Origin of the sequence: Chryseobacterium paridis, from assembly GCF_016595215.1 — a bacterium.
In the GTDB taxonomy this organism is placed as follows: domain Bacteria; phylum Bacteroidota; class Bacteroidia; order Flavobacteriales; family Weeksellaceae; genus Chryseobacterium; species Chryseobacterium paridis.
On the sequence record NZ_JAENHK010000005.1, the window covers coordinates 189,559 to 202,497 of the forward strand.

Consider the following 12,939-nt stretch of genomic DNA (forward strand, 5'->3'; position numbering starts at 1 on the left):
TTTTTATTTGGTGTATTTCTTAAGTTTATTTTGTCGCGTAAGTAACTCTTAACCTCGCTCTTTGAGCATTTGTCTTATCAGATCCTACAAAAACGGCTCTTTCCCTAGCATAAGATCTTGATGTAAATCTAGCTCCTGCTAATCCTGTATTATCTGAATTGGATAAGAACGCTCCAATATCAATTCTATAATATTTATAGGTATTGTTTGATGCGTAATTATCTGCTGTTCCTTCTACTAAATCTTTTACCGATTTCGTAACAATAAAATCATAATAACCAGGATCAGGATTCTTATCTAAATCAAAGGTTTTATAAATTGCATAATTAGGAGAGCCTGCAAGAGTTAGTACATCACTAGTAAAACCAGTAGTTGTAATTACAGGTTTATCCTTATTTCTATCTTTCTGCAAAAAGGTTAATGCAGTCGGTTTTTTATAGCTGTTATTCCATGTTGCCTTGTCCGTATATATTCTGATTTTAGCACCTATAATTGCAGCTTTATTTTGTTGATATAAAGTTTTAAGACTATCAATAGTCTCTTTTGGAATCTTAATCCCAATAGATGGACCACCCATTCCCTGTGCATACAATTTTTTATCTCCAGTCACTCTATTTCCTATCACTCCAGTAGATGCTTCGGAACCCGTTCTATCATACTCATATTGTCCAATATGAGAATTACCCGCTCCTAAGGCAAATGCATAAGTTGTTTGTGGTCGGGTAGTAGTTCCGTTTTCTACTTTATCATTTTTATAATACATGATCAGCTCCATATCATTGGGAGAAAACTGGAACAAGTATCCATCATTTTCCTGTACAGAAACTCTAAGACCTTTAAAGTGTCTTATAAAGTTAGAAGCATCCATAAGCTCAGGCTTCCCTTTTTTATCTATAATCTTTTCCTGGAACAAATCTTTATTCAATGAAATTCTTATACCAGGTGTTGTAGTAGTAAATAATGCACTATTATCAGAATCTTTAGTAATAGCTACTGTATTAATTGTCCCTTTAAATTCTTTTGTTCCTAATACAGTTGCATTGTAAGCAAAATTAGCATTTGATTTAACACTGTCAGTCGCTGCTCCCAAGAAATCGGTAACTTCATTTACATTGATATGGAATGTTGTTTTAGCCTTACCATATTTATTAACAGGATATGTCTTTACTTCTTTTTTCGCTGGTACATTCCCATCAGGATAGACATAATTTTCGTCTGTAGTTGTGGTAAGGGAATCTGATGCATAAGTTGGTTTAATAACTAAAACCACTGAATCTACTTTAGCATTAGTTCCAAAATCTGGATTATAAGTAGATAGTCTTAACTGTGTAACATAAGATGCTTTTTGCATTCCAAACTGCCCTTCCTGAAAAGCACCTAGAACAGCTGACCCTAATTGAGTAGCATCACTTTTGATTGTATCTTTATTATCAATATTGAAAGCAATTACTTCATAAGCCTTCTCAATACCCTGAGCGGCTCCATCTAAAAATAATTGTTCCCCTAAAGAATCCGGATCTGGTTCACAATTATAAAGTAATACACTGCCGAAAATTGCCAGAGAAAGTATGGCAAAAGTTCTTTTAATAGTACGAGTCATTAAATGTCTTTTTAATAAAGTTTGTTTATAGAATCTACATCTAGATATTCCGATTTGGTGGTCGATGTTTCATTGAAGGCTTTATCTAAATCACCATCCAGGAATTCATCTCCTTTTACAACCCCATCCACATAGTTCATGCTCTCAATTACAAAACTTTGAAAGCTTGGTTTATCTAACGCTTTTAATCCTGAAATATTATCGAATTCCAATTTCTCTCCTATTTGATCATTGAGAGGCGCATCTTTCTCATTATAAAGAGAAAGCACAATCTTAGCGTCTTTGAAGTAAGTATCGGATTTGTAATAAGTTTTAAGATAAATAGGAACAAAAGAAGCCATCCATCCATTTAAATGAATAATATCAGGAACCCAATTCAGTTTTTTGATGGTTTCTATTACTCCTCTTGCAAAAAATATAGCTCTTTCATCATTATCATCAAAAGCTGTCCCGTCGTCTTCGAAGTAATACTGCTTTCTTTTGAAATACTCTTCATTATCTATAAAATAGACCTGAAGTCTCTCTCCAGGAAGTGATGCGACTTTAATAATTAGAGGCTGATCAAGATCATTAATAATAATATTCATCCCCGAAAGACGGATAACCTCATGAAGTTGGAATTTCCTTTCACTTATTTGTCCAAATCTTGGCATAAAAACTCTTACATCATTGCCTTCATTGTGCATTTTAAGTGCCATTTTGTTTACCACAGTAGCCATGTTTGTATCTTCTTGATATGGATACATTTCTGTAGTAATGTACAGTATTTTTTGATTCGGCATAAATTTCTATCTAATTTTTGTAAAAATGCTTTAATGTGCAAAATTACAAAAAAACATCCAACATTATTTTAATTAACATTTTTTTACGATATTTCCCTTTTTCAAATTATCAAAAACGCAGTTTATTATGTGATATTTTAGTATTTTTGAATTGCTATTAAAAATAATTATGGAAGTTTTAAAAAATAAAAAAACACTTCAGGATTTCATTGAAAGACAGAAAGAAATGGGAAAAAAGATTGGGTTCGCACCCACGATGGGAGCGTTACACAATGGACATCTTTCCCTTTATGAAATAGCTCGGGAAGAAAATGATCTTGTTATTTCTTCAATTTTTGTTAATCCCACTCAATTTAATAATTCTGATGATTTAGCAAAATATCCTCGGGATATCAATAGAGACATTCTTATTTTAGAAAATTCAGGATTGGTGGATGCAGTTTACGTTCCGGAAGTCACAGATATTTACCCTGAAAAAGCAGAAAGCCAACATTACGATTTTGATGGTTTAGAAAATGAAATGGAAGGAAAGTCAAGACCAGGTCATTTCGATGGTGTTGGAACAGTTGTAGAAGAACTTTTCAGACAAATACGACCGGACAATGCCTATTTTGGAGAAAAGGATTTTCAGCAATTAGCAATCATTAAAAAAATGGTTGAAAAAAAACAACTGCCCATAAAAATTACCGGAGTTCCAATTTACAGAGCTGAAAACGGCTTGGCATTGAGTTCAAGAAACCAACGACTTCACGAAGACCGGAGGGAAACTTCAAAAATCATTTCTGAAACATTAAAAAAGGTGAATGATTGGTTTAGAGTAATTACAGTTCCAGAAATTAAAGAAAGAGTTATCGACATCTTCGACCATCAACATGGTATGAAACTGGAATATTTTATGATTGCTGATGAAAACTCACTAAAAGAAACAGATTTCTTCTATAAAGATAAATCTTACAGAGCTTTTATAGTTGTTGTTGTAGATGGCGTGAGACTGATTGACAATATGCATTTAGATTAAAGAACATCTATAAAAAATCAAAGGCTTCCGGAAGGAAGCCTTTGAACACCAAATCACAAAATATTAATATGAAAAAAATTTACTTTTCAGTAAACTTGTGACCCGGCTGGGATTCGAACCCAGGACCCATACATTAAAAGTGTATTGCTCTACCAGCTGAGCTACCGAGTCGGTCTTAAATTTCTAATTTACAAATTTTAAATCAATGTACAATTTAAAATTTATTTTTCTTTGCAGTGCCTGCGACTGGACTCGAACCAGCACATCCTTAGGAAACCACCCCCTCAAGATGGCGTGTCTACCAATTTCACCACGCAGGCAAAAAAATTACAGAATATAGTAAAATTTTTGCTAGTGACCCGGCTGGGATTCGAACCCAGGACCCATACATTAAAAGTGTATTGCTCTACCAGCTGAGCTACCGAGTCGGCCACTTATTTTAAACAATTTTCATTTAAGTAATGTCCCTTGTTTTAAGTGGTGCAAAGATATAACTTTTTTTAATTTCTCAAAACTTTTTCGCAAATTTGTTTAAAAATATTTCATGATAATTTCACTAGTTGGATACATGGGTTGTGGCAAATCACACATTTCCAAAATTTTAAGCGAAAAAATAAATTTTAAATTAATTGACCTAGATAAAGAGATTTCCAGGCGAAATAAATTAACTATTCCAGAAATCTTCGAAAAAAAGGGAGAAATCTACTTTAGAAAGCTGGAAAGAGAAACTTTGGAAGAAATACTTGCGACAGAAGAAAATCTTATTTTAAGTTTAGGGGGAGGAACACCTGTCTACTATAATAATATGGAGATCATTAATAATAACTCTAAAAGTATTTTCCTGAAAGCATCCGTTAAAACACTAACAGAAAGGCTTTCGAAACAAAAAGAAAAAAGGCCATTAATAGCTAATATTTCTGATGAAAACCTTCCTGAGTTCATTGCTAAGCATTTATTTGAGAGAAATGAATTCTATAATAAAGCTTTGATCAGTATCAATACAGATTCAAGAGAACCTGAAGATATCCTGAATGAAATTATTGAAAAACTTTATTTATGATTTTTCTTCAATTTCGTTTTCGATATCATCATTATCGTTTTCTCCGAAAAAGTCGTCCCAATCTGTAAAATCTGAATCAATATCATTTCCCACATATCCGTCTATCTCTCTTCTATCTTTTTTAGTAGGTCGGCCTTCTCCCCTATTTCTGTAATAGTCCTGAGATATTTTACGTAATCTGAGAAGTTCATATTGTTCTTTGTCAGTAACATCTTTGATATGAAGTGGGACTAGCTTAGCAGCCATCCTGCTTTTAGGAATCTGAATTACTTTAATTTTATAGTCAACCTGATTTTTACGGATTTTTATTATATCACCTTCTTTCACCTCCTTAGAAGCCTTTACAACAGAGTCTCCAATGGAAACTCTGTTCTTCTTAATCTCCTCAGTTGCAACAGTTCTTGTTTTATAAAAACGAATGCTCCATAAAAATTTATCTATTCTCATAATTTTTTATACTTTTGCCGTTATATTATTTGTAAAGTAATTAAAGTTTTTGAAATGAAAAAAATATTTTTATATATCCTTGCCGGATCTTTGTGTTTTTCTGCTTGTAAAAAAGATGATGATCCGCAAACCTTTGTAGAACCTGATGATGTTGCAGTTCGAAATACTTATGATGACCAGGCAATCCAAAAATTCTTGAATGATAATTATCTGGATACTCAAGGAAATATAAAAGCTTTTAGTTCTACTGATACTACTGATGATAATGAGAAGAAGCTAGCAGATTTAAATCCTGTTAAACTCCCTTCAGGTGTAATTTATATCGTAAGAGCAGGTGCACAACCTACTCCTCCGGGAACCGCTATAGGCACTACTGATGTACTTAAAATGATGGTAAGAGCTAGTTATTATTTAGCAACTAATACAGACGGAACAGTTGCACTTACACCCTCTTCTGTTTCTCCTTTTCTTGTCAATACAATAAATGGAGGTGGGTCCCCTATTTCTGATCCAATGTGGTATTATGTTAAGAATAAAACGTTGACTGATGCTACAACAGATGTAGCAAAACAAAGAAAGTATTATGAAATTGAAGGATTCCAGGAAGGTTTAAAGTACTTTAAAGGATTTCAAAATATGGCAGATGGTGATGCTTATAACCTACAGGGTGTAATTCTTGTACCATCAAGAGCAGCTTTTGGAAGAGAAGCACACTATAACTATACAGGCTATTCTCTTCAGAACAGAACATTTGTATTTAACTTTCAGATTTACGATACAAAAACAAGAACAGCTGCCCAGCAATAAAAAACAAAAAAAACGCTTCATTAATGAAGCGTTTTTTTTATCTATTCTACGGTCTTGCTTTCTGTCTTACATTTCCTAAAATATCCGGAAAGTAAAGATCTGCAAGATGATCAAATTCATCTCCTCTCATAAACATAGAGGCATCCACTTCTTCATAAGAACTTCTTCCTGCAGCAGCTATTAGTTCATTACATGTATGAAGGGTATTTTTATGGAAATGATATACTCTTTCACTTTTATCAGTAACGTCCAGCCCTTTTATTAGCATTTTATCTTGTGTAGCTACACCGGTTGGACAATTATTAGTATTGCATCTGAGAGCCTGAATACAGCCTAAAGAAAACATAAATCCTCTGGCATTATTACACATATCCGCCCCCATTGCAACTGCTCTTAAAATATCAAGACTTGTTAATACTTTACCACTGGCAATAACTCTTAATTTCTTTCTTACATTATAGTTATTAAGCGTTTTATTTACAAAGATTAATGCCGGTTCCAATGGCATTCCTACCCCATCAGAAAATTCTGGCGGAGCGGCACCTGTTCCTCCCTCAGCTCCATCTATAGTAATGAAATCCGGGTAAATCTTTAATACATTCATTTGGACACAAATATCTTCAAACTCTTTTGTATCACCAATACACAATTTAAATCCAACGGGTTTACCTCCTGAAAGTTCTCTTAATTGTTCTACAAATTTCAATAGTCCTGCTGCATTAGAGAAAGCAGAATGAGATGGTGGTGAAATAATCGTCATCCCTGGTGTTACGTGACGAATCTTGGCGATTTCAGGTGTATTCTTTACACCCGGTAAAACCCCTCCATGTCCTGGTTTAGCTCCCTGTGATAATTTAATCTCAATCATTTTCACGTTAGGGAGTGTTGAATACTTTACAAATAAATCAGGATTAAATTTTCCCTCTTCATCTCTACATCCAAAATACCCTGTTCCAATTTGCCAGCATAGATCTCCACCTTCTAAATGATGGGGAGATATACCACCTTCACCTGTATTATGATAAAAATTACCCTTTTTAGCCCCTCTGTTTAACGAGATCTGCGCCCTGTCGCTTAATGCACCAAAACTCATTGCTGATATATTGAACAAAGAAGCATGATAAGGCTGTGTACATTGTTCTCCTCCTACCCATACTCTTGGTAGTTCTTCTGAAGGCGATTTAGCATAAATAGAATGCTTGATCCCTTCATATTTTCTATGATTAACTTCTAACTGCGTTCCAAATGGAACAGTATCACTAAGGTTTTTTGAACGTCTGTAAACAGCAGAACGCTGATTCCTTGGAAAAGGTTTCCCATCCGTTTCACGCTCAATAAAATACTGCTGCATTTCAGGAGAAATATCCTCAAAGAAGTACCTAAAATAGCCCAAAACCGGAAAGTTTCTTAAAATTGCATGCTTTGATTGTGTAACATTATAAACTCCAACCGCATAAATAATAGTACATAAAACAGGAATCCACCAATCTGCTTTTATTAAAAAAGCTACAGCCCAGGAAACAACTAAAACAATTGCTCCCCAAAGCAAAAATTTATCTCTCATATCGTTTTTGAATTTTATCAAAGTTAAAAAATTACAGAATACTTTCCTGCATCTAATGCATTAAAAACATTTGAATTTATAGCCATTTTGGTTTTCTTAGTACGTAACCAAAGAAAGAAAATTCTGAATCTTCAAAACTATATTAACAAAATCATGCCACTACAGAAAAATACAGGAAATAGTAGCTTCCATCGAACAATGAAATATCAAAAATATTATTAAATATATTTATTAGTGAAGAAATAGGCATAATATCGAAAACCCATAGAAAATAATCCTCATATCAGAAATGAAGCAAAATTGTTAAATTTTATTGAGAAAAAAGAAAGAAGTTCTTTATACTGGATCAAACCTTTTCTAAAAAGCTTTCGAAAGAATTAAGTACTGAGACCGTACCGTCTGCTTCAATTTTTTCAAGTCTTAAAAATTCTATTTGATTAACAGAATTCTGCTCAAAATCTTTTTGAACTCTCACATAATTTTCTGTAAAACCATACATCTTTCCATCTTTATTTTCGTGTTCCCAAAGTACTGGGAGTGTTTTCCCTAATTGGGTTTGATAAAATGACATTTTTTTCTTTTCGGAAAGAATACGAAGCATTTTATTTCGCTTTTTTCGCTCAGGAATAGGAACTACTCCTTCCATTTCTGCTGCTTCTGTATTTTCTCTTTCAGAATAAGTAAAAACATGCAAATAACTGATGGGAAGTTCATTCAGGAAGTTATAAGTTTCCATAAATCGCTCTTCTGTTTCACCTGGAAACCCTACAATTACATCTACTCCAATAGCAGCGTGAGGCATAACTTCACGAATTTTACTCACTCTTTCTTTGTACAATTTGGTCAGATAACGACGTTTCATTTTTTTCAATACATCATCGCATCCTGACTGCAGGGGAATATGAAAATGAGGAACAAAACTTCTACTTTTAGAAACCAGTTCAATACTCTCATCCTTCAGAAGATTCGGTTCAATTGAAGAAATACGTATTCTTTCAATACCTTCAACCTGGTCAAGTTCAGAAATTAAATCAAGAAAAGTGTGTTCATGTCTTTTATTTCCAAATTCACCTTTACCATAGTCACCAATATTTACACCGGTAAGAACAATTTCTTTAATGTCCTGTGCTGCAATCTCTTTAGCATTACTCAAAACATTTTCAATAGTATCTGATCTGGAGATCCCTCTGGCTAATGGGATGGTACAATACGTACATTTATAATCACACCCATCCTGAACCTTTAAAAAAGCTCTGGTTCTATCTCCAATGGAATAACTTCCAATAAAGAAATCTGTCTCTTCAATCTCACAAGAATGAACAACACCCTCACTTTCCGATTTTTCAATATCATCCAGGTAACTTAGGATGTTAAACTTTTCTTTTGCTCCTAAAACTAAATCAACACCATTTATTTGTGAAATCTCTTCAGGTTTCAACTGGGCATAACATCCCACAATAACAACAAGTCCTTCAGGATTTGCTTTCATTGCTCTCTTCACGTGAAGTTTACATTCACGGTCTGCATTTTCAGTTACCGAACATGTATTAATCACATATACATCTGCTCTATCATCAAAACTTACCTTATCATAACCAGCATCTGTTAATTGACGGGCAATAGTAGATGTTTCTGCAAAATTTAATTTGCAGCCTAGGGTATGAAATGCGGCGGTTTTATGAAAATTTGACATTTTAATCAGTCCTGAATTTAATGAGTGCAAAGATAGTAATTTAAATAAAGACTCTAAATTGATTCGGTCTATTGTTTATAATCATCCCTAACTTCGGGATCATTTTGAAAACAAACTGGTGACGAATTAGGGTTTATATCAGTAACAATCTGTTTATTTTTCATTTCGATATTAAATTGCTCTGATTTATTTCTTGGGATAGAAAGACTGTTCCAATTATCATTCTTTATCATCTTGGCTATGTAAACAATCTGTCCTATATGATAGGGATAATGAGCCAACTGACGAAAAATAGCATCCAGAACCGTATGCCCCTCTCCTCTTATATAAATTATAGAATATAAATTTTCATCATTAATCTGATTCAAGGCATCGAAAAAACATGCCCATCCTTTTTCCCAGAAATCAATGACTTCCTGTTTGCTTTGAAAAGCATTAATAAATTCTTCATCTCTATTTCTTCCAGATTTTTCACCATCCTCTGTTAAAAAGGTTGTCCATCTTGAAATCATATTTCCTGCTATGTGCTTTACGATCACAGCAATTGAATTACTCTCCTGGTTATATTGCCAAAACATCTGTTCATCTGAAAGCTGTTCAAATGATTGATCTCCAAGAGATTTATAATATTCGAATCGTTTGATAAATAGTTCTTTCATACTTTAAATTTATAAAAATTAAAAAACAAAAACCATCTTTTAAAAAGATGGTTTTTACTATTTATCAATATTACTCTCTATTTTTTACCAAGATCCAACTTGAGAATTTAATAGCTGTATTCTTTTTATCATTTTCATTCCAGGTTACAGAATACCAATAGGTTCCTGTTGGTACTTTTTTACTTCCGTTTGTTGTACCATCCCATTTGTAACCATTGGTTTTATCTGCCTGGTGGACTTTATTTCCATATCGATCAAAAATACTCAATATAAGATTCTGCTTATGGGCTAATGCTGAATAGTCAATCACATCATTGATACCATCATTATTTGGTGTTATCACATTGACCAGATTTGGAACGACTACTGTAACATCAATAGGGTCACAATCATAAGCGTCCTTTACATAAATTTGACTATCTCCCCTAGGAACATTATTAAAGACATTAGAATCCTGCCAATTGATATTGTCCAGTGAATATTTATACGGAGGAGTTCCTCCGTTAACCGTCACTGTAATAGTATTGGTTGCAATATCAATGTTGGATATTACAGGTTGCTCAGTAGGATACACTTTTACAGTTTGTGTTGTAACACATTCTCCTGTTTTCAATTTCACCCAATAGGTACCAACAGATACATTTGAAATTGCCTGAGTGGTTGCTCCTGTACTCCATAGATAAGAAACAAATCCAGGCCCTGCATCCAGTGTTGTTCTATCCTCCATACAAATGATCTTATCAACCAAAACCGCTGATTTTACCGGTGCTAATACAATTAAAGTAATTTTTGCTATACCATAACAGCCATTTGAATTGGTTACTCTAACATACACAACACCATTTGGAGCAATGTATGTGGTAGGAGTTGTAATTCCATTAGTCCCATTGACAGCATCTGTAAGAGAAGGATAATATTTTTTTACCAGCCCCGTCGCAGTGCCTGTTACATTGGCTGCAGTAAGATCAAATGAAGCCGTTGATGGATTTATCTCAATAAAACAGGATCTCAAGATGGCATCATTTACAACCACAACAGGATGAAATTTAAGATAAATTGTCCCTGTCCCGATACAACCCAGTTGAGAAGTTATTTTCACATATACTGTGCCTTCTGCAGATACATAGGCTGTAGGATTCAAAATTTCATTTGTTCCCGCATTAAGGTCATTCATTGATGGATAATATTTCTTAATTGCAGTAGGATCACTGAATACAGCAGCTGTTGTCAGATCAAATGTTGCAGTTCCCGCGTTATTATTATTGCAGCCAAATAGGGAAACATTATTCCCTGATATATTTCCAAGCTTAAATTTGAATTTACCAACCTGCCGACACGAGTTTATAGGATTAGTAGGGTTTGCAGGATCCTGATAGTGAATACTGTAATAGTATGTCGCAGTCGTACTAACTGTAATTGGCGTTACAATAGGGCTGGCTCCGGAAAGAGCATCATTTTGTGTTGTATGATAACTTATCACAAAATTTGGATTTGCATTAAGAATACCTGCTGTTAAAGTACTGAAGTCGAAAACAGCCGGATCAACACATATAATCACTTCCCGTGGGTCAGCTGGGTTAGCTGCAGGAATTCCGGGAGGAATAAATGGGTGAGGCTGTATCGTCGGATCTGTAAACGGAGAAGCTAAAGTTGCTGTTCCTCCCCATGTCAAAGAAAAAGGAGCCATGGTGGTACTTGCCGGTCCAACCCAATTGTCGATGTATATATAATACGTCTGCCCTGGTAAAACATCTAAATACTTACAATACGGAGTAAGTGAACCTCCGGGAGCATCTAAAATTGTGCTTGTCATATTCAATCCCGTAGATGGGCCAGGCCCAATAACGGTTGCTGCATTACAGCGTATTGGTGCTCCCAAACTACCGCAAGCAACATTAGGACCATAAATAGCCCAATCATAATCTGCATCAGGGTCATTTGGAATAAGATCAAAAGTAAGCGTACCTCCAGTAGCAATAGTAATTTTATACCATATCGAATTGTGCTCACCAGTTATTAAACACCCGCCTAAATTTTCGTTAACAGCTCCAATTCCAGTAGGAGAATAAGTAATACTAGAATTTCCACAAACTGATAACGCAGATGAACAATCTGCCTGGGAAAAGAAAATCTGGGCTACAAATAAAAAAACAATAAGTAGATTTTTCTTCATAAATACATGTTTTTGTTAGAAATTAATCAATAATTAAATCAATACACAACACATATATCAAATATACTTATTATTTAGTTAAAAATAATAAAAATGTAAAAATTACAAATTACATTGAATTAAAAATAGAATTATATTAACTAAAACCAGTTATAGCGCTTATTATTTTATACTAGTCATATTCCCGCAAAGATTTTCGAGATGGAAAATTTTATGAAAGGGACTTTTCACTTCATTCAGATGTTCTTTATCCTGGATAAAGGTGTATCTTGATGCGATAGAATTCATATCTGAAACAATGACTAGCCAGCACTCATCCACAGAGGTATCATAGTATGGGAATTTTTCATTTTTCTTTTCAATCAATTCCAATATTTTATCTGAGCAAAGCTCATCAAACAAGTTCATGCTATATTCATGTGTAATGAAAACATTTCTGCGGTGAAATGATTTCCTTAGTCTTTTCACACAACCGACAGGTTTACCTTTTTTGATGCTTTTATATATCGAAATAATACTATCTTGCTGTTCTTCTAAGGTATCAAATTTGAAATCTGAGTGAAATTCTAAAAAATAAACACCACGATGTTTCGTAGTGTCTTCTTGTTCTAATAATATTTCAGCCTGACGGAAAATCTTGTTTAAATTACTTTCAATCTTTTTCATTTCTAAATGATTGATTACCTCAGTAAGCTCGATTCCAATCTTTTTGTCGTTTAAATTAGCGATAAAGTCAGGACTCTCACAGGTAAGGTTTTCAAATTTAACATCGGGGAAGTGATGCATAAACGAATTTAGCAGTAAAATCTCAGATTTCTTCTTGTACTTCTCTCTGTCATGAAGCTGGGATTCATCTATTTTACGATGATATTTCTCTATCGGCTTTTTTTTCAAATGTCGATTCAGGTAATATAAGCTTAGATTTTTGATTAAATCTTCATCTGAAAATACCTTTTTCATTTCTGCCTTTTTATTACGGTTAATAAAATATGGAACCTAAAGTTTCATCTGAGAAGTTTTTGATTATCAAAAAATTACACTTAAAGGTAAGTAAAAAAACTATTCAACATATACTTTTAAAAATAAATTGTCAAATAATTAACGTATAGTTTATTTTCATAATCAATACCTTTGAC

Annotated in this window: 11 protein-coding genes and 3 tRNA genes; 3 read left to right on the forward strand and 11 right to left on the reverse strand. The window is 33.7% G+C overall.

Features of this window, described 5'->3' with window-relative positions:
- Positions 1-25 precede the first annotated feature (25 nt).
- Positions 26-1,600, reverse strand: coding sequence for a DUF4270 family protein (locus JHL15_RS05920; protein WP_200244172.1), 1,575 nt, complete (start codon positions 1,598-1,600; stop codon positions 26-28).
- Positions 1,601-1,611: 11 nt separating this feature from the next.
- The gene (locus tag JHL15_RS05925; RefSeq protein WP_200244174.1) at positions 1,612-2,382 is read right to left on the reverse strand and encodes a glycogen/starch synthase; all 771 of its coding nucleotides are present in this window, start codon (positions 2,380-2,382) and stop codon (positions 1,612-1,614) included.
- A gap of 169 nt (positions 2,383-2,551) precedes the next feature.
- Here JHL15_RS05925 and panC point away from each other — a divergent pair, with 169 nt between their 5' ends.
- Positions 2,552-3,400, forward strand: coding sequence for a pantoate--beta-alanine ligase (gene panC, locus JHL15_RS05930; protein ID WP_200244176.1), 849 nt, complete (start codon positions 2,552-2,554; stop codon positions 3,398-3,400).
- Positions 3,401-3,498: 98 nt separating this feature from the next.
- Here the strand turns inward: panC and JHL15_RS05935 are convergent.
- The 3 genes from JHL15_RS05935 to JHL15_RS05945 all read right to left on the reverse strand — a co-directional run bounded on the left by JHL15_RS05935 (position 3,499) and on the right by JHL15_RS05945 (position 3,828).
- Positions 3,499-3,571 (reverse strand) — tRNA-Lys (locus tag JHL15_RS05935).
- 66 nt (positions 3,572-3,637) lie between these two features.
- Positions 3,638-3,720 (reverse strand) — tRNA-Leu (locus tag JHL15_RS05940).
- 35 nt (positions 3,721-3,755) lie between these two features.
- Positions 3,756-3,828, reverse strand: a tRNA-Lys gene (locus JHL15_RS05945).
- Between the two features lie 116 nt (positions 3,829-3,944).
- Between JHL15_RS05945 and JHL15_RS05950 the strand changes: the two genes are divergently transcribed.
- The gene (locus JHL15_RS05950; protein ID WP_200244177.1) at positions 3,945-4,460 is read left to right on the forward strand and encodes a shikimate kinase; all 516 of its coding nucleotides are present in this window, start codon (positions 3,945-3,947) and stop codon (positions 4,458-4,460) included.
- Here JHL15_RS05950 and JHL15_RS05955 read toward each other — a convergent pair.
- On the reverse strand, positions 4,455-4,907 hold the full coding sequence (locus tag JHL15_RS05955; RefSeq protein ID WP_200244178.1) for an RNA-binding S4 domain-containing protein: 453 nt from the start codon (positions 4,905-4,907) through the stop codon (positions 4,455-4,457). The two genes, JHL15_RS05950 and JHL15_RS05955, sit on opposite strands and share 6 nt — an antisense overlap.
- 54 nt (positions 4,908-4,961) lie before the next feature.
- Here JHL15_RS05955 and JHL15_RS05960 point away from each other — a divergent pair, with 54 nt between their 5' ends.
- Positions 4,962-5,714 carry a hypothetical protein gene (locus JHL15_RS05960; RefSeq protein ID WP_200244179.1) on the forward strand — a complete coding sequence of 251 codons (753 nt, stop codon included), beginning with the start codon at positions 4,962-4,964 and terminating at the stop codon, positions 5,712-5,714.
- A 46-nt stretch (positions 5,715-5,760) separates the two neighbouring features.
- On the opposite strand, the gene JHL15_RS05965 is transcribed toward JHL15_RS05960, so the two are convergent.
- The 5 genes from JHL15_RS05965 to JHL15_RS05985 form a co-directional block, all read right to left on the reverse strand.
- Complete coding sequence (locus JHL15_RS05965; protein ID WP_200244180.1) at positions 5,761-7,278, reverse strand: FMN-binding glutamate synthase family protein; 1,518 nt, start codon at positions 7,276-7,278, stop codon at positions 5,761-5,763.
- A gap of 346 nt (positions 7,279-7,624) precedes the next feature.
- Positions 7,625-8,971 (reverse strand): tRNA (N(6)-L-threonylcarbamoyladenosine(37)-C(2))-methylthiotransferase MtaB, encoded by a 1,347-nt coding sequence (gene mtaB, locus JHL15_RS05970; RefSeq protein ID WP_200244182.1) that lies wholly within the window; start codon positions 8,969-8,971, stop codon positions 7,625-7,627.
- A gap of 68 nt (positions 8,972-9,039) precedes the next feature.
- Positions 9,040-9,630: a DUF1572 family protein gene (locus JHL15_RS05975; protein ID WP_200244183.1), complete on the reverse strand. Its 591-nt coding sequence runs from the start codon at positions 9,628-9,630 to the stop codon at positions 9,040-9,042.
- Positions 9,631-9,700: 70 nt separating this feature from the next.
- A complete protein-coding gene (locus JHL15_RS05980) occupies positions 9,701-11,803 on the reverse strand; it encodes a T9SS type B sorting domain-containing protein (RefSeq protein ID WP_200244184.1) in 2,103 nt (700 codons plus the stop codon).
- A gap of 162 nt (positions 11,804-11,965) precedes the next feature.
- Positions 11,966-12,763, reverse strand: a complete 798-nt coding sequence (locus tag JHL15_RS05985) for a hypothetical protein (protein WP_200244186.1) — start codon at positions 12,761-12,763, stop codon at positions 11,966-11,968.
- Positions 12,764-12,939 lie beyond the last annotated feature (176 nt).

Bases quoted from the DNA above. Each gene is read 5' to 3' on its own strand.
- JHL15_RS05980 (WP_200244184.1), bottom strand. From the start codon at position 11,803: ATGAAGAAAAATCTACTTATTGTTTTTTTATTTGTAGCCCAGATTTTC.
- JHL15_RS05925 (WP_200244174.1), bottom strand. From the start codon at position 2,382: ATGCCGAATCAAAAAATACTGTACATTACTACAGAAATGTATCCATAT.
- JHL15_RS05950 (WP_200244177.1), top strand. From the start codon at position 3,945: ATGATAATTTCACTAGTTGGATACATGGGTTGTGGCAAATCACACATT.
- panC (WP_200244176.1), top strand. From the start codon at position 2,552: ATGGAAGTTTTAAAAAATAAAAAAACACTTCAGGATTTCATTGAAAGA.
- JHL15_RS05965 (WP_200244180.1), bottom strand. From the start codon at position 7,278: ATGAGAGATAAATTTTTGCTTTGGGGAGCAATTGTTTTAGTTGTTTCC.
- JHL15_RS05920 (WP_200244172.1), bottom strand. From the start codon at position 1,600: ATGACTCGTACTATTAAAAGAACTTTTGCCATACTTTCTCTGGCAATT.
- JHL15_RS05955 (WP_200244178.1), bottom strand. From the start codon at position 4,907: ATGAGAATAGATAAATTTTTATGGAGCATTCGTTTTTATAAAACAAGA.
- JHL15_RS05975 (WP_200244183.1), bottom strand. From the start codon at position 9,630: ATGAAAGAACTATTTATCAAACGATTCGAATATTATAAATCTCTTGGA.
- mtaB (WP_200244182.1), bottom strand. From the start codon at position 8,971: ATGTCAAATTTTCATAAAACCGCCGCATTTCATACCCTAGGCTGCAAA.
- JHL15_RS05960 (WP_200244179.1), top strand. From the start codon at position 4,962: ATGAAAAAAATATTTTTATATATCCTTGCCGGATCTTTGTGTTTTTCT.
- JHL15_RS05985 (WP_200244186.1), bottom strand. From the start codon at position 12,763: ATGAAAAAGGTATTTTCAGATGAAGATTTAATCAAAAATCTAAGCTTA.